The sequence below is a fragment of the Pseudomonas piscis genome, from assembly GCF_009380155.1.
Lineage (GTDB): Bacteria > Pseudomonadota > Gammaproteobacteria > Pseudomonadales > Pseudomonadaceae > Aquipseudomonas > Aquipseudomonas piscis.
The window spans coordinates 1,351,452-1,368,490 of the sequence record NZ_WHUV01000001.1 but is presented as its reverse complement, the minus strand read 5'-3'; the positions used below and the strand labels follow the sequence as shown (position 1 = coordinate 1,368,490).

At 63.3% G+C, this 17,039-nt stretch carries 13 protein-coding genes; all 13 read right to left on the bottom strand.

Annotated features, from left to right (window positions below):
- Nucleotides 1-19: 19 nt before the first annotated feature.
- Nucleotides 20-757: a cephalosporin hydroxylase family protein gene (locus GDH07_RS06505; protein WP_152896958.1), complete on the bottom strand. Its 738-nt coding sequence runs from the start codon at nt 755-757 to the stop codon at nt 20-22.
- Nucleotides 758-777: 20 nt separating this feature from the next.
- Complete coding sequence (locus GDH07_RS06500) at nt 778-1,848, bottom strand: class I SAM-dependent methyltransferase (protein WP_152896957.1); 1,071 nt, start codon at nt 1,846-1,848, stop codon at nt 778-780.
- Nucleotides 1,838-2,695: an NAD-dependent epimerase/dehydratase family protein gene (locus GDH07_RS06495; RefSeq protein WP_152897342.1), complete on the bottom strand. Its 858-nt coding sequence runs from the start codon at nt 2,693-2,695 to the stop codon at nt 1,838-1,840. Before GDH07_RS06495 ends, GDH07_RS06500 begins: the two co-directional genes overlap by 11 nt.
- A gap of 5 nt (nt 2,696-2,700) precedes the next feature.
- Complete coding sequence (locus GDH07_RS06490; RefSeq protein WP_152896956.1) at nt 2,701-3,927, bottom strand: class I SAM-dependent methyltransferase; 1,227 nt, start codon at nt 3,925-3,927, stop codon at nt 2,701-2,703.
- A complete protein-coding gene (locus GDH07_RS06485) occupies nt 3,924-4,484 on the bottom strand; it encodes a dTDP-4-dehydrorhamnose 3,5-epimerase family protein (RefSeq protein ID WP_103324850.1) in 561 nt (186 codons plus the stop codon). The genes GDH07_RS06490 and GDH07_RS06485 overlap by 4 nt, the downstream gene beginning before the upstream one ends.
- Nucleotides 4,481-5,563, bottom strand: a complete 1,083-nt coding sequence (gene rfbG / locus GDH07_RS06480) for a CDP-glucose 4,6-dehydratase (protein ID WP_343038180.1) — start codon at nt 5,561-5,563, stop codon at nt 4,481-4,483. The genes GDH07_RS06485 and rfbG overlap by 4 nt, the downstream gene beginning before the upstream one ends.
- Complete coding sequence (gene rfbF, locus GDH07_RS06475) at nt 5,545-6,318, bottom strand: glucose-1-phosphate cytidylyltransferase (protein ID WP_152896954.1); 774 nt, start codon at nt 6,316-6,318, stop codon at nt 5,545-5,547. Before rfbF ends, rfbG begins: the two co-directional genes overlap by 19 nt.
- A gap of 304 nt (nt 6,319-6,622) precedes the next feature.
- Nucleotides 6,623-10,192 carry a glycosyltransferase gene (locus GDH07_RS06470; RefSeq protein ID WP_343038179.1) on the bottom strand — a complete coding sequence of 1,190 codons (3,570 nt, stop codon included), beginning with the start codon at nt 10,190-10,192 and terminating at the stop codon, nt 6,623-6,625.
- 120 nt (nt 10,193-10,312) lie between these two features.
- Nucleotides 10,313-11,875, bottom strand: a complete 1,563-nt coding sequence (locus GDH07_RS06465) for a flagellar hook-associated protein 3 (protein ID WP_152896952.1) — start codon at nt 11,873-11,875, stop codon at nt 10,313-10,315.
- A gap of 13 nt (nt 11,876-11,888) precedes the next feature.
- The gene (gene flgK, locus GDH07_RS06460; RefSeq protein ID WP_152896951.1) at nt 11,889-13,934 is read right to left on the bottom strand and encodes a flagellar hook-associated protein FlgK; all 2,046 of its coding nucleotides are present in this window, start codon (nt 13,932-13,934) and stop codon (nt 11,889-11,891) included.
- Nucleotides 13,935-13,944: 10 nt separating this feature from the next.
- Nucleotides 13,945-15,210 carry a flagellar assembly peptidoglycan hydrolase FlgJ gene (gene flgJ / locus GDH07_RS06455; RefSeq protein WP_152896950.1) on the bottom strand — a complete coding sequence of 422 codons (1,266 nt, stop codon included), beginning with the start codon at nt 15,208-15,210 and terminating at the stop codon, nt 13,945-13,947.
- Nucleotides 15,211-15,219: 9 nt separating this feature from the next.
- Nucleotides 15,220-16,329 carry a flagellar basal body P-ring protein FlgI gene (locus tag GDH07_RS06450; RefSeq protein WP_152896949.1) on the bottom strand — a complete coding sequence of 370 codons (1,110 nt, stop codon included), beginning with the start codon at nt 16,327-16,329 and terminating at the stop codon, nt 15,220-15,222.
- A 7-nt stretch (nt 16,330-16,336) separates the two neighbouring features.
- On the bottom strand, nt 16,337-17,032 hold the full coding sequence (gene flgH, locus GDH07_RS06445; RefSeq protein WP_152896948.1) for a flagellar basal body L-ring protein FlgH: 696 nt from the start codon (nt 17,030-17,032) through the stop codon (nt 16,337-16,339).
- Nucleotides 17,033-17,039 lie beyond the last annotated feature (7 nt).

Here is a 17,039-nt window from a genome sequence, read left to right as displayed (position 1 = left end):
CTGCTGCAACCATTGATGATCAGCGAATCCGGCGCAGGTAGCCGTCCGGCGCCACGGTCAGCAGCAGCTTGTTCTGCATCTGCTGGTCGATCTCGAAATCGCGATTCTCTTCCAGGTAGGCCCAGACCGCGGTCTTCGGGTTGTCGCCCGGACCCCATGGACGATCCGGGAAGAAGTCCGCCGGCATGTCCTCGACCACGGTATCCATCACCACGCAGTAGCTGTCCACCGACACCAGTGGCGCATACAGGCGCAGCTCTTCGAGTACGTGCTCATGGGTGTGGTTGGAGTCCAGCACCAGGATCACCTTCTTGCCGGCTGCCGCGGCCCGCACCTGCTCGGCGATGGCCGGATCGATGCTCGAGCCCTCGATCATGCGGATACGCTTGCTCATCGGGTGCTGCTCGATGGCCTCACGGTTGTGCGGACGGATATCCAGGTCGATGCCCAACACCTCGCCATGGCCCTGCAACTCCAGCAGCGAGGCGTAGTAGATGATCGACCCGCCGTGGGCGATACCACACTCGATCACCAGGTCCGGCTTGACCCGCCAGATGATCTCCTGCATCGCCAGCATGTCCTGGGGCAGCTGGATGATCGGCCGACCCATCCAGGAGAAGTGGTAGCTGTACTTGTGCTGCGCGGACTGGTTGAAGAAGTCCCGGGCCAGCCCCTTGAGCTTCTCATCCTGGCCCTGGGCGCTGACCTGCGCCTGGCACTCTTGTTCGAAGGCTTGAATGACGTTGTTCTCGCTCATGTTCGGTTTCTCGAGGCAAATTATCGGAACGACGCGCTGTCGACGGCGTGATAGACATAACGGCCATCGGTCATGCGCTTGATTTCTTCTAGGTAGTTGGAGTTCATCACGAACAGGTTGGCCCCCACCGGCAGCGCCTCCATGGCCTCTTGCGGCGAGGACACGCGCATGCCGCTCAGTGGCAGGTAGCGGCCCTGCTTGGCGGGGTTGATATCCACCACCTGGTCCACTGTCACCCCGGCTCGTTGCAGGAACAGCGAATAGATCACGCCCTTGGAGGACGCGCCCCAGATGCCGGCACCGGTCCCCGGTGCCGACTCGATGATGCGCTTGGCCCGTTCGAGGCTGGCGGTGAAGCCGGCCGGCATCTGCAATGGTCCCTCGGGCGCTTGCAGGCGTGGCTTGAGGCTGCCCAGGTCTGCCACCACATACAGGTACTGGCCGCCGAACAGATGCCCGGCCTCATGCACGGTGCCGAACATCCGCTGCAAGTCTTCGAGGCGGAAATAATTCACATGCTCGTAGAACACGTCGAACCAGGCCTGGTGCTCGAGGATCCAGTCGAAACAGGGTACCTCGATGTAGATCTGCCCACCCTGGTTGGCTTCGGCGATGGCCTGCAGGAACGCCAGCGGATCGGCGATGTGCTCCAGCACGTGACGCAACACGATGGCCTCGGCGGACAACCCCAGCTGGCGCGTGAAAGGCGCCTTGATCACCTGCGGATTATCGCCCTCGTAAGCCGGGTCGATGCCGGTGATCGAGTAACCCAGGCCGCGCAGCAGTTCGAGGAAGTAGCCCTTGCCGCAACCGACTTCGATCAGTTGCCGGTCCTTGAAATGACGAGCGACTATGCCCTCGACATCCATCAGGTGTTGCTGGAACTGCCCTGAATGCGCCTGTTCGTTCTGATAGTCGCTGTCATAGCTGAGCTTGTCGGCATCGAAGGCCTGGTTGTAGATCAGCCCGCTCTCAAGGTCCTGCACCAGGACCATGTCCGCGCTGGCAGACTCCCGGGCACTGCGGGCATCGGCGAAGGTACGGTTCTGCAAGACCGGCAGGTCGGCGACCCGATACAACTCATGCGCCATGTTCGGCTCCTGTCAATTGCAGCAGGCGTTGGTTCAAGCCCCAGAACGCCATGGGTTCGTAGTCTGGATAGGGGTAGTGACCCAGGTTCGGGCGGATCGCCGAGCGTCGCTCGGCAATGCGCTGCTCCACCAGCGCACGCACGGATATCGGCCGCCCGCTGGAACAGTTGACCACCCCGGAAAAATCCCGCCGCTTAAGCAATGCCGCCAGGTGACCGGCGGCCTCCTCGATGGCCAGGTAGTCGCGCAGTTGCTCACCACCGGACATGTCGAAGACCGGATCACCGGCATCGATGGCGCGGTCCAGCGCCGCCAGCAGGCTCCTGGGGTTCTGCCCCGGGCCGTGCAGGTAGAAGAGGCGGGCCCATTGCAGGTTGAACGGCAACTGCTGGCGCAGGGCCTGGAGGAACAGATGCAGGCTGTGCTTGGCCAGGCCGTAGGGATTGTCAGGCCGAGCCTCGGCCTGCTCGTCCAGCGGCCCGCTCTGCATGCCGTATTCGAAGCAGGTACCGGTGACTAGCACCTGCGGCACTCCCGCCTCGACCGCCGCCTTGATGAAGCGGTAGTCGGCCATCAGGTTGTGCTCCAGGTGGAACAGCGCCCGATAGTCGGGCAACCCGGGCCAGGCCAGGTGGGCCAGGGCATCGACTCCATCCACCAGCGCCGCCATGTCGAGACTCGCGTCATGCACGTCCAGCGCACGAAATTCCACGGCATCGAACCATGGCAACCGCTGCGCCTTGTCCAGGTCCCGGGCCACGGCACGTACCCGGCAACCCCGGGCCAGCAGCGCCGTGACCAGATGCTGGCCGACGAAACCTGTGGCGCCGGTGACCAGGACCGTCATGGCGCTCACAGCAGCTTCAACTCGGGTACGGCGATCACGAAGCGCCCCCCCCACTGGCGAACCTGGGCCAGTTGCTCACTGACCTCGGCAAGCAGGTTCCATGGCAGCACCAGCACGTAGTCCGGCCGTTCCTGGTCGATGCGCTCGGGGGCGACGACCGGAATCCGGCTGCCGGGCAGGAACTTGCCCTGCTTGTGCGGGCTGGCATCGGCAACCCAGGCCAGCAGGTCGGAACGGACCCCGGCGTAGTTGAGCAAGGTGTTGCCCTTGGCCGCCGCGCCATAGCCCACCACGCGCTTGCCCTCGGCCTTGGCCTGGAGCAGGAAGCGCAGCAATTCATGCTTGATCCGCTCGGCGGCCGGTGCCAGGGTCCCGTAGTAGCCGGCAGTGTCGACCCCTGCCTCGCGCTCCAGCCGCAGTTGCTGGGCAACGCTGTCCTGCACCGGCCGGCGCGCGGCCTCCTGGCGCTGGACGAAGACCCGCAGCGAACCGCCGTGGGTCGCCAGGGCCTGCACATCGAAGACTTCCAGGCCATTGCGCTGGCACAACGCCTGGACCGCGATCAGCGACAGATAGGAATAGTGCTCGTGGTACAGGGTATCGAACTGCTGCCCGGCCATCAGGCTCAGCAGTTGCGGGAACTCGAAGGTGGCCACGCCCGCCGGCTTGAGCAAGGTGGCGAATCCGGCCAGGAAATCGTTGATGTCCGGGACATGGGCCAAGACGTTGTTGGCCGCCATCAGATCCGCGGCCCAGCCCTCCTCCACCAATTGACGGGCGGTATCCAGGCCGAAGAACGATTCGCGAATCAGCAAGCCCTTGTCCCGCGCCGCCTGGGCGGTGCTGCGGGTCGGCTCGACCCCCAGACAGGGAATGCCGCGCGCGGCCACATACTGCAACAGGTAGCCATCGTTCGCCGCGATCTCCACCACCCGGCTCTGCGCATCGAGCCCGAAGCGCTCGACCATCTGCGCCACATAGCCCTGGGCATGCTTGAGCCAGGTGCTGGAGAACGAGCTGAAGTAGGCGTAGTCGGCATCGAACAGATAGTCGGCGCGGGTGTAGTCCTCGGTCTGCACCAGCCAGCACTGCTGGCAGACCTGGACCTTGAGCGGCACCCATTGCTCGGCCTGGTCCAGTTGCTCCTCGCGCAGGTAGGCATTGGACGGCGGCGACGTGCCCAGGTCGATCAGGGGCAGGCTCAGGCAGGCGCCACAACCGCGGCAATTCATAGTTTCACTCCAGCGAAGGCGGCATCGAGCAACGGATGGCTGGCATCACGGCTCGACAGATTATTGACAGGCAGTGGCCAATCGATCGCCAGCCTCGGATCCAGTACCGACAAACCCGCCTCATGGTCCGGGGCATAGTCGGCGCTGTGCAGGTACAACAGCTCGGCATCCTCGCTCAGGGTCTGGAAGCCATGGGCGAAACCGGCAGGCAACAACAAGCTGCGACCGTCGCCAGCACGCAGGTGCTCGGCATGCCAGTGCAGGAAAGTCGGCGAGTCGCTACGCAGGTCCACCGCCACGTCCCAGACCTCGCCACGCAGGCAGGTGATGAGCTTGGCCTCGGGCCTGGCCGCAGTCTGGTAGTGCAAGCCCCGCACACTGCCTCGTTCGCGGGTGCAGGAATGGTTGATCTGGCGGATGTGGAACGGCTGGCCGAAGGCGCTCAAGCTGCCCTCGCAGAACAGCCGGGAGAAATGTCCACGCTGGTCCTCGAAACGCTTGTGGCGTACTTCATACAGCCCGGGCAATGGCAGGGCCAGGACCTGGAACTCGCTCACAACGCACCCCGGTACAGGTCCAGTTGCCCCAGGGTGACAGCACGCATGTCGGCACCGCTCTTCCACGCCAGGTGCCAGTCCAGGGTCTGTGCCAGGCACTGTTCCAGACTCCAGCGCGGCTGCCAGCCAAGCACCTGGCGCGCACGGCTGCTGTCCAGGCGCAACAGCCCGGCTTCATGCAACTCGCTGGGTTCGATACGCAGCCCGGGGGCGGCAGGCCAACGCCGGGCCAGCAGCTCGACCACGTCGCCGACACTGCACATGTCCTGCTCGCCAGGCCCGAAGTTCCAGGCCCCGGCGAACTCCGGCCCCTGCTGGTACAGCCCGGCTGCCAGTTGCAGGTAGCCGGCCAGCGGCTCCAGGGCATGCTGCCAGGGGCGCACCGCCTGGGGATAACGCAAGGTCACCGGTTCATCGGCGGACCAGGCCTTGAGTACATCGGGGATCAACCGCTCGGGCGCGAAATCACCGCCGCCCAGGACATTGCCGGCACGCGCCGTGGCCAAGGCCAGGCCGTGCTCCTCATAACGCTGGGCAGCAAAGAACGATGACGCGTAGGACTGGGCCAGCAACTCGCAGCAAGCCTTGCTGCTGCTGTATGGATCGTGCCCGCCCAGGGGCTCGTTTTCCCGATAGGGCCACAGCCACTCCTGGTTGGCATAGACCTTGTCGGTGGTCACCAGCACACAGGCGCGCACACCTCCAACCTGGCGGATCGCCTCCAACAGGTTCAAGGTTCCCATGACGTTGCTCGAGTAAGTACCCAGCGGATCGCGATAGGCCTCGCGAACCAGCGGCTGGGCGGCCAGGTGCAGGACGATTTCCGGCTCCACCCGGGCCACCAGCTCCAGCAGGCTGCCCAGGTCGCGCAGGTCTCCACGGTGGTCCTCGATGCCCTCGGCCACTCGGGCCAGCTCGAACAGGCTCGGCTCGGTCCCCGGATCCAGGGCGAAGCCACTGACCTGGGCCCCCATGCTCTGCAGCCACAGGCTCAGCCAACTGCCCTTGAAGCCGGTATGGCCGGTGAGCAGGACACGCTTGCCCCGCCAGAACTGCGCACTCAGTCCCACTGCTTCCACGGGGCCTCCCCGCTTTGCCAGAGTTGCTCAAGATGATTCTTGTCGCGCAGGGTATCCATCGGCTGCCAGAAACCGTTGTGCTCGAAGGCTCGCAGCTGTTCGTCCCGGGCCAGTTGCATCAGCGGCTCCGCTTCCCAGGTAGTGCTGTCGCCCTGGATATAGGACAAGACCTTGGGGGACAGGACGAAGAACCCGCCATTGATCCAGCCACCGTCGCCACGAGGTTTCTCGACGAATCCGCGAACCTGGTCGCCGTCGCGCTCCAGGGCACCGTAGCGGCCGGGCGGCTGCACTGCGGTGACCGTGGCCAGCTTGCCGTGGGATTTGTGGAACTGCACCAGGGCAGCGATATCCAGGTTCGATACGCCGTCACCGTAGGTGAAGCAGAACGCCTCTTCATCCTGCAGGTAGCGTCCGGCCCGGCGCAGGCGCCCGCCGGTCATGGTTTCCTCGCCAGTGTCGATCAGCGTTACGCTCCAGGGCTCGCTGTAGTTCTGGTGCACGTCCATGCGGTTGTTGCGCATGTCGAAGGTCACATCCGAGGTGTGCAGGAAGTAGTTGGCAAAGAAGTCCTTGATCGCGTAGCCCTTGTAGCCCAGGCAAATCACGAAATCATGGATCCCGTGGGCGGAATACTGCTTCATGATGTGCCAAAGAATTGGCTTGCCACCGATCTCGATCATGGGCTTGGGCTTGAGGTGGGACTCCTCGCTGATACGTGTCCCCAACCCACCTGCCAGAATTACTGCCTTCATTTTCCCCCCTCTGACTCATCTGCACCCTTGGCCGGGTCGAAACGGCCCGGCGGGGCTCCGAATGAGATGCCTAAGGCATGCTCTGCACTGACGAACGAGCCGGAAACGCTCGTTTTATGGCGATTGCCACGGGGCTTGCAGGAAACGCGCCAGCTATTCGCCAAGCCTGCACCGGGCCTATTCGACAAGAGCCGGGAGGGGACCATGCACAGATCCGGCATTCGAACCGGAGCCCAGGCCAACTGGAAAAAACCCGGGCGAAAAAAAACCAGGCCGACCTGGCCTGGTTTCTTCGACTGGCGGATCAGTCCGGCAGCCACCCCCACAGCCAGTGCTGCAGGTTGTCACTGCGCAGCATGAAATCGCGATGCACCGCCTCGCGCAGCTCATCGCCCATGCGATAGCTGGCAGCCGGATCGGCCAGGTGCATGCGAATCGCCTGCAACCACTCTTCGGTGCTGTTGCTGTAGACCCTGGTGCATGGCAGGAAACCGCGATAGGCCTCGGTGTCGGTGCAGATCACCGGGTAGCCGCAAGCACCGTACTCCAAGAGCCGCAGGTTGCTCTTGCAGTCGTTGAAGATATGGAACTCCAGGGGCGCCAGGGCCAAGTCCAGGTTCAGGCTGGCCAGCTTGTACGGATAGTTCTGCAAGTTGATCGCTGGATAGAACTCATGCACATACGGACGCAGTTCATCAGGGCACATCCCGAAGAACACCCACTCCACGTCGTTGGCCAACTCACGCACTACATCGGCGATGATTTCCAGGTCGCCGGTATGGCTGGTGCCACCGCCCCAGCCCACCCGCGGCTTGCTGGAGGTAGCCCGGAGACTGGTCAGGGTCGCCCAGGGGTCCGGCGCGAGCATGTTGGGCACTACCCGGATATCGCTGTGCATGCTGGACAACGCGTCGGCCAGGGGCTGGGTGGTCACCACCACCCGATCGCACAAGGCGATGCCGTCACGCACCATCTGCTCGGTATTGGCAGGCTTGTTGCGGGTGTGGCTGTTTTTCTTCGGCGCGCTGATCACATAGTCGTCAAGCTCATAGATTCGCAGCGCGCTGGAGTACTTCTTCATGCGCAAAATGTCACTGACCGCACCCTCGCTGTAGCGGCCCTGGAGCACGATGGTATCGGGAGACAGGCGCTCGATCTCGACCGTCGAGGGCGACTCGTAGGACACCCGGGCGATCACTCGGCCTGATTCTTCCAGGGCGCTGAGCGGCCCAGTGACCCGATAGTGTCCGGCTGCAGTGCTGTTGACCGGCAATCCGAGGATCAGGGGCAGATCACGACTGCTGAACGGGTTCCAGTTGTTGCGCAACGTCGGCTCCAGGCTGAAGCTGGAGAACCCCAGGCTCAGGGCCGGGTTGTAGGCCGGATCACGAGCGATCTTCGGCAACCAGCGACTGTGGAAAATCTCCTGGTCGACCAATTGCACCTGTTGCGCCACAGACCTCTCGGCCTCCGAGGCGGCCCCTTGCATCAAGGTGGCATGGGGAGTCCAGACCACCAGGTAGCCATTGCGCTCGACTCGCAAGCACAGGTCGGCAGCACCCAGAGCACCGCTGAAGCCCTCCTGATCCAAACCGCCAAGGTTGTCGAAGACCTCCTTGCGCACCATCAGGCAATCGGCACTGACGGCGCTCCAGTTCTGCACCACCTGCAAACGCTGCATGTAGCCACGGGCACCGAGGGCTTCCCCGACGAAGGGCGAGCCCACCGGGCCCGCCAGCCCCAGCACCTGCCCGGCATGCAGGATGGAGCCATCTTCCGCCAGGATCCGCGCACCCACCACTCCTACTTCCGGACGCTGGGCCTGGTTGAGCAACTCGTCCAGCCAGTCGCCGGTACAGATCCGCGCATCATGGCTGAGCAACAGCAGGTACTCGCCGCGGGCCTGGGCCGCGACAGCATTGATCAACGCAACCTGCCCGGCGGGGCCGTCGTAGGGCAATACACGCAGCAAGGAAGCACCCAACTGCGCCATGGCCGCCAGCCAGTCGGCCATGGCCGGATCACGGCTACCGGAGTCCACCAGCAGGATCTCGTAGTGGTTGTAGGCCGTTTGCTCGATCAGGCTTTCGACGCAACGCTGCAAGGCAACCAGGGAATCACCACAGGTAACGATGATCGACACCAGCGGTCGCTTGCCGTGCAGGTAATCAATGCGATTGAGCAATGGCAGATCATCGTGGTAGATCCGGTGCTCCACGCCGATGCGCTGCAAGTGGGCGCTCACCAGCCCCTCGCTGGCCTCGATCACCTGCGGCCGCGACAACCATTGGGCAAAGGAAAACTCCGACTCCAGCTGGATCTCGGCGATATGCTCGATGGCCTGCGGACCCGCGGCTTCCACCAGGCGCCAGAGCAGATCGTGGGCAGCCAGCTCGTCGCGAAGCGGATCGAACCCACCCTCGGCGAGGAAACGCTCACGGGAGAAAGCCAGGGCACGCCCGACATAAGGGTAGGAACGCATGAGGTCGAGGTTGAAATCAGGCTTGAATACCGGCTCGGTGGACTCCCCTTCCACCAGGGCCCCCTCGTCGCTGTAGGCGCAAAGCATTGCCGGGGTATGGGCAATGCGCTCGGCCAGCACCAGCAACGCCGAGGCCGACAGGCGATCACCGGCTTGCAGCAAATAGAACCAGTCACAACCTTCCAATTGCGGCACCAGTTCATTGAGCTGCCGGGCCCAATCGCTACGCAGGGGTTGCTGGAGTAGCCATGGCCGCTGCGGACAATCGGCCTCGGACAGCAAGAGCACCGCCTGGGATGGATACAGCTGGGCATCCAGGCTCTCCAGGGTACGCTCGAGCGCCGCAGCGCAACCCTCGACATCGATGACCACCGGCACGATGCGCACCTGGCGTGGCCAGCTATCGATACGCTGCGACAGGTGTCGCCGCTCCGGTTTCGACAAACAGCGGTTGGCCAGCCACTCGCGGTAGAACTCCTCGTAGCTCTGGCTCGCACCACCGACTCGCCCATGGATCACGGTCTCGCGGTTGCCCAGCACCCGGGTCACGCACAATTCTTGCCACTGGCGCGGCTGCACACTGGCCCGAACCAGGTCCACATAACGCACCCAACCGGAAGCCGGTGCCGACTCACCGGCCCGCGCAGCCAGCATTTGCTTCAGCCAGCCCCATTCGGTAGCGGCCAGCTTGAGCATCTCCGGAGTGCCACTGAGGCGGCCAGGGTAGAGCCGCTCGCTGCTCAAGACGGTATTGAGCGCCACCAGGTTGCCGCGCCGCAACAGGCAGATGAACAAGGCCGTGTCCAGCAGTGCGACAAAACCGGCGCCCTCCTGGATCAACTCCGGCAGCAGCTCCAGCACATCGGCACGACGCATCAGCGACGAGCTGAAATTACCCAGGTAGCTACTCTGCCAAGCCTCGAGGATCGCCAGCATGTCGTCGCCCTTGAACAGCGAGTCGCAGAGGGAAAAACAACTGTTTTCCACCCGCGATGGCAGGGCCGAACTCCCCGCATCACTGAATATCCGCAGCCCGCACACCAGGCTGACCTCCGGGTGCTGAGCCAGGGCCGGGGCTTGCAAGGCAATGCTCGGAGCAAACAGACGATCGTCGTCGCAGAGGATCTTGAGCAGCTCCCCCCGGGCCTCTTCCACGCACCGCAGGATGTTGCGCTGTAACCCCAGGCGCCGCGGATTACGCAAATAGCGCACAGGATGGGCCGGCTCGACCAGACCTTGGACGATACGCTCGATCTCATCACCGGCACTGTCGTCGCACACGACGATTTCCAGCGGTTGATAGGTCTGCGCCAGGGCGCTTTCCAGGGCCTGGGCAAAAAAACGCGGGTTGAAGGCGGGAATGACGATGCTGACTAGAGGGGCTTGGTTCACGGCATGAAACTCTCGAGCGGCGAGCCCCGGCAGCAGGGCCGGGACTGCAGAACCGCTTGTAGAAAGACGGTTGGCGGCTCGACGGTCGTGGCGCCCCGCTCAGGGCGCCACGGACCAGGCTCAGCCCTGGTTGAACAGGCCGAGCTGGCTGATCTTGCTGAAGGCCAGTTGCGAGGCCTGCAACATGGTCTGCTGCAGGGTCAGGCGGGTCATCACCTCGGCCGGATCGGAATCGGCGATCGCCGAACGGGTGGTGACGTTGGCCGCCGCCAGGTTGGTGTTGATCTCGATCTGGGTATCCAGGGCCGAGCCACGACCACCTACCGAACTGATGCCGATCGTCAGCTGATCGGTACCACTGGCCAGGTTGGCCATGCCCGAAGCCAGGTCGGCCAGTTGTTTCTGGGTCGCTACGGTATTGCCGTCGGTCGGAGTGTTCAGGGCGCTTTTCAACTGGCTCACGGTATCCAGGATGTTCTGGGTCTCGTGGGTGTTGACCGCGACGCTGAACTGGTCGTTGGCCGCCGGGGTACCGCTCAGGTTGAAGCTCACACCCGCCGCAGTGGCCACGTTGCCTGCCAGGGTACCGGAGGATACCGGCTTGCTGTCGGCGGTCAGCGGCGCGGCATACAGGTCGAAATTGGTGGCGCTGGTGAACTTCAGCACTGCCGAGCCACTGGGGAAGGTCGAGTTATAGTCCGCCTGGTTGGTCACGCTGGCGCTGGAGACCTGGGCGGTGCTGGGGTTGCCCGGGCTGCGCGCGACGTTGAAGGTATCCGGCTTGGAACCCAGGCTGAACGAATACTGCGGCAGTAGTGCAGCGGCATTGTCACCGGCCTTGAGATTGACATTCAGACTCAAGTCGACACCACGGAAGCTCACGGTCTGGTTTGGCGTATTACCGATCACACCACCTTGGCTGGCCTCGGACGTCACGTCGTTGCCAGCGGCATCGGTGATCTTCAGCTGGGTGCCACTGACGAACGACACGCTGTAGGGCTCGCCCTTGCGGAAATCGGTGTTGTACTTGCCGGCGTTGGACATCTGCCCGTTGGACAGGAACACCTTGCCGCTGTCCGGGACCGGCGCGGTCTGGGTGGTGACCTGGGTACGACTGGTGTTCGGCGCCTTCTGGAACACATCCCAACCGGTGCTGTTGGCGGCCATCAGCATGGTGTCGCCCACTGGCAGCTTCAGGCTACTCTGGTCGCCGTTGTAGCTGTAGGTACCGTCGGAGTTGCGGCTGAACGGCGGTACGTCATCCTTGGAACCACCGAAAATGTACTTGCCGTTTTCATCCTGGGTATTCATCAGGCTGAGCAATTGTTCTTCGATCTGTCCCAGCTCCGAAGCATTGGCCTGGCGGTCCTTGTCGGTGTAACCGGCGTTACCGGCACCAGCGGCCAGTTCCTTGGCGCGGGTCAGGACGTTGTTGATGCTGGTCATCACCGATTCGGCCTGCCCCAGGGAGGCCTTGATCGAAGTGGTATTGGTCTTGTACTGGTCGAGCAGCGAGGCCTGCTGGCCGAGCTGCAACAAGCGCGCCGCGCCTACCGGATCGTCGGCCGCGGTATTGATCCGCACCAGGCTGCTGGCCTCTTCACTGCTCTTGATCGCATTGGAGAAGTTGCGCTGGTAGTTGGCAGCCGAAGTCTCGAAGAACTGAGAAGTGGAAATACGCATGGGCTACGGCTCCTTAAAGGCTGCTGATCAGCGTGCTGAAGATGGTTTGTGCGGCCTTGATGATCTGCGAAGACGCGGTGTAGTACTGCTGGTACTTGACCAGGTTGCCGGTCTCGTCGTCCAGGTTGACCCCCGACAGCGAATCACGCGCGCCCTTGGCGTTGCTCAGGATCACCCCGTTGGCGGCCGAATCGAGCTTGGCCTGGCTGGCCTTGGCGCCGACGTTCTCGATCAGCTTGCCGTAGGCATCCACCAAGGTGATGCCCTTGCTCGCCGAACCGGTATCGACGGTCTGCTTGCTCTGCAGGCCAGCCAGCGCCAGGCCGTTGCGGTTGTCCGAAGAGCCGGCGCCGTTGACCGAGATGTTCATGCTGTCGCCGGAGTTCGGCGCACCTGCCACGTCCATCTTCACCGCGAAGGTTTTCTGCACACCGGCGCCATCGAGGATCGGTGCGCCGCTGGCATCGACCATCTTGATGTTCAGGTTGAGGGTGTTGGTCTGCCCGGGAACGATGGTGCCGCTGCCCATCTTCGTGCCCTTGGCATCGAAGTAGTCATAAGTCTGGCTGCCACCGGCAGGTGCGTTGAACACCACCTTCACCGGGCCGGAGTTCTTCAGCGCAGTCTGCAGCTCCAGCTTGGCGGCCGCATCGTAATTGTCGATCGGCGTTACCAGCGATGGTTGCGAGCCGATGCTCAGCGAGCTCTTGACCCCGGCAGCGATCTCGGCCTTGAGCGGTGCGGCGATCGCCAGGCGCTTGGCGTCGGTCATCTCGGTCTGGATCGCGCTCGCACCATTGCGGGTCGGGGTGATCTTGAAACTGTCGCCCACGGCAGCGCTGCCATTGAGCTTCAACGCGAAGCCATCGATGACCGGCGGCGGGTTGGTGGTGATGCTGAAGGAGCCCAGGTCGGTGCCATCGGAACGCTTGACGCTGTAGTCCGTCGGGCTGCTGAAGGTCACCGTGTAGTCGCTGGTGGTCAGCTTGCCGGAGTCCTTGATGGTGACATCGAAGTTGCCCGACGCCGTGTTGTTACCGCCGCTGGCGATGCTGCGCTGACTGATCAGGCGAGCGCTGTTGATGTCATTGAACAGATTGCCGCCGAAATCACCGTTCTTGTCGATGCCCTGGGCCATCTGGCTGTTCATCTGGTCGGCGACCACCAGGGCCACACGCCCCAGTTCATTCATCGCCGGGTCCAGCACCTCGCTGCGATAACGCAGCAGGCCGCCGATCTCGCCACCGGTGGTGAGATTGGTGATGTCCACGGTGCTGCTACCGCGATTGATCTGCAGCATGGAGCGGGTCGGGTCGTTCTTGCCCTGCACCACTTCCAGGGAGTTGGCGCTGTTGCCCATCACCAACGGCTGACCGCTGCCCAGGTACAGATCGACGCTGGAGCCACGCTCGGATACGTCGACCTTGATGAACTGCGAAAGCTGGCGCACGGTTTCGTTACGGGCGTCGAGCAGCTCGTTGGGCATGCCCTTGCCGTCGTTCGACAGCTCGGAGATCTTCTGGTTGAGCTGGGCCACGGTGGTGGCCAGCTTGTTCACCTGATCGGCCATGGTCGACAGGTTGCCGTTGATGGTTTTGTTCTGCTCGTTGAGCTGATTGGAAACCGAGTTGAAGCGATTGCTCAGGGCCTGGGCATCGCTGAGCAGCAACTGCCGGGAGGCTTCGTCGGTAGGCTTGGCGTTGAGGTTCTGCACCGAGGCGAAGAACTTGGTCAGGGCGCCAGTCATGCCGGTACCGGCCTCGGAGAGCAGCTTGTCGATCGGCGTGATCTGCTGCTGGTAGGCCGCCACGTCGCTGTTGAGCGAAGTCGCGGTACGCAGCTGGGCATCCAGGAAGCTGTTGTACACCCGGCGCACATCGGCCAGGGTGGTGCCGGTGCCGATGAAGACGTTGCCGAACTGGCTGGAGGCCTTGGTGCCCTGTACGGTCTGCTGCCGCGAATACCCGGCGGTATCGGCGTTGGCGATGTTGTTACCCGTGGTCATCAAAGACGATTGGCTGGCAGCCAGCCCGGACATCCCGATATTGAGCAAACTCATGATTCAGACCTTATAAATTCGTGGGAGCGCCTGCCGCAGCGTAGTTCTGGTAACTCTTCATCTGCTTGGCTATCTGCGAAATCTTGCTTGCGTAATCCGGGTCGGTTGCATACCCGGCTTTTTGCAACTCGCGAACAAACTGTTCTGGTTTATCGGCAACCTTCAGCACTTCTTGATAGCGATTATTGCTCTGCAGCAAAGTCACCAGATCGTGGAAGCTGTCCTGGTAGGAATCATAGGAACGGAACGCCGCCGTCTCCTTGACCATCTGGCCGTTGCGGAACTCGCTGGTGATCGCCCGGGCCTGGCCGCCCTGCCAGCTGCTGCCGGCCTTGATGCCGAACAGGTTATGGCTGCTGCGACCATCCTGCTGGCGCATGACCGACTTGCCCCAGCCGGTTTCCAGGGCCGCCTGGGCCACCAGGTAGCGTGGGTCCACACCAATACGCTTGGCCGCCTGCTCCGCCATGGGCAGCATGGTGGCGACGAATTCATCGGACGAACCGAAGGCGCGCTTGGCCGGCGCCAATGGTGGCTGGGCCATGGCCCGGCCATAGACACGCATCTTGCCCTGGGCCGCGGCGTACCCCTGGTTGACCCGCCACTCACCACGCAGCACTGCATCGGCGGCCGCGCTATTGCGGGTAGGCGCGGCGTTCTGTGCGGTGACTTCCACACCTCCCGCCGAAGGCACGATGCCGGCCAGCAAGCGATCGGTGAGCTTGCTCGGCAGCGACAAGCGCCGCTGATTGAGCAAGGCCATGTCGTTATGGGCCAGGCTGGTACGCACCGGATCGGCAGTACGGGAGGCCCACAACGGCCGCTGGCCATTGAGCCGGCTCAGAGGACCATCCTGGGCCGCGGTACCGGCCGCGATCGGCGTCGGCGTCGCGACTGGCGGAGCTACCGGCGGCGCCGAGGTCAGCCCGGTAGGCGCCGCCCTTGGCTTGTTCTGCATCATCTGGCGCACCAGCACGTTGGCCAAGCCGATACCACCACCCTCGCGGGACAGGGACACCGCCAGTTGCTGGTCGTACATGTCCTGGTACTGCTTGGTGGTCGGGGTATTGAGCGGGTTGTCCTGGGCCAGCACGTCGGTGGCCTTGCGCATGGACTTGAGCATCTCGTTGAGGAACAACGACTCGAACTCCTGCGCCACCTTGCGCACGTTGGCCTCGCTGTTGGTATCGCCGACCTTCAGCTGCTGCAGGCGATTGAGGTCCGAATAGGCCCCGGAATCCCCGCTGGCGACCAGACCGCTCTTATGTATATCCATGGCCACCCCTCAAATCACGATCAGGTCGGCCTGCAAGGCGCCGGCCTGTTTCAGGGCTTCGAGAATCGCCATCAGGTCGCCTGGCGCTGCTCCCACCTGGTTCACCGCCCGCACGATCTCGTCGAGGGTGGTGCCCGGGCCGAACTTGAACATCGGCTTGGCTTCCTGCTGGGCATTGACCCGCGAGCGAGGCACCACGGCGGTCTGCCCACTGGACAGGGGGCCGGGCTGGCTGACGATCGGATCCTCGGTGATGGTCACCGTCAGACTGCCGTGGGTCACCGCCGCCGGCGAGACCTTGACGTTCTGGCCGATCACGATGGTGCCGGTGCGGGAGTTGATGATGACCTTGGCCACCGCCTGGCCCGGATCGATCTCCAGGTTCTCCAGGATCGACAGGTAGTCCACCCGCTGGCTCGGGTCCAGCGGTGCAGTGACGCGGATCGAGCCGCCATCGATGGCCTGGGCCACGCCCGGGCCGAGCATGTCGTTGATCTTGTCGACGATGCGCTTGGCCGTGGTGAAGTCCGAACGGTTGAGGTTCAGGGTCAGGCTGTTGCCCTGGTTGAAGCCACTGGGCACCGCGCGCTCCACCGAGGCCCCACCCGGGATTCGCCCCGCCGACGGAACGTTGACGGTGATCTTCGAACCATCCCGGCCCTCGGCATCGAAACCACCCACCACCAGGTTGCCCTGGGCGATGGCGTAGACATTACCGTCGATACCCTTGAGGGGAGTCAACAGCAAGGTGCCGCCACGCAGACTCTTGGAGTTACCGATGGACGAAACCGTGACATCCACCTGCTGGCCCGGCTTGGCGAACGCCGGCAGGTCGGCACTGATCGATACCGCGGCGACGTTCTTGAGCTGCACGTTGCCCGCCCCAGGCGGAACCTTGATACCGAACTGCGACAGCATGTTGTTGAAGGTCTGCAGGGTGAACGGCGTCTGGGTTGTCTGGTCACCCGTGCCATTGAGTCCCACCACCAGGCCATAGCCGATCAGCTGGTTGGAACGCACGCCGGAAATACTGGCGATGTCCTTGAGCCGCTCGGCCTGGACGCCGAGGGACACGGACAGCAACAAGGCGGCCGCCATCAGGTGCTTGAAATTCAACATAGTGCGCCTAGAAAGGGAACAGCGGGCTGAGGAAGAAACGATCGAACCAGCCAGGCTGGTTGGCGTCGGCGAACGACCCGGTACCCGAATAGGTGATGCGCGCATCTGCCACCCGGGTCGAGGACACGGTATTGTCCGTGGCGATATCGTCCGCACGGATCAGGCCGGCGATACGCACCAGCTCGTCACCGGTATTGAGGGTCATCCACTTCTCGCCACGCACGGCGAGGATACCGTTGGGCAATACGTCGGCCACGGTGACGGTGATCGAACCGGTCAGGCTGTTGCTTTGCGCCGCCTTGCTATCGCCCTTGGTGGAGCGATCACCCTTGTAGCCGGCATTCAAGCTCAGGTCGCCATCGCCGAACGGGTTGTTGGTGTTGGGCACAGCACCGAACAACGACGTCAGGCCGATGCTGTTGCTGCTGTTCTTGCTCGACGCCGAGTTGGCGCCTTTACTGGCCGCGGTCCGCTCGTTCAGGGTGATGGTGATGATGTCACCGACCCGGAACGCCTTGCGATCGGTATACAGGCTCTGCTCGAAGCCGGCCTGGTAGATCGAACCGTTATTGGAGGCCGAAGGCAGCGGCGTGCGCGGCAACACTGGCGCGTAGTAAGGGTCATTGGGCTTGGGTGGCGGGGCGACACAGCCCGCGAGCACGGCACTCCCACTCAGCGCTAATACACAGATAAACCGATTCATGACCCTT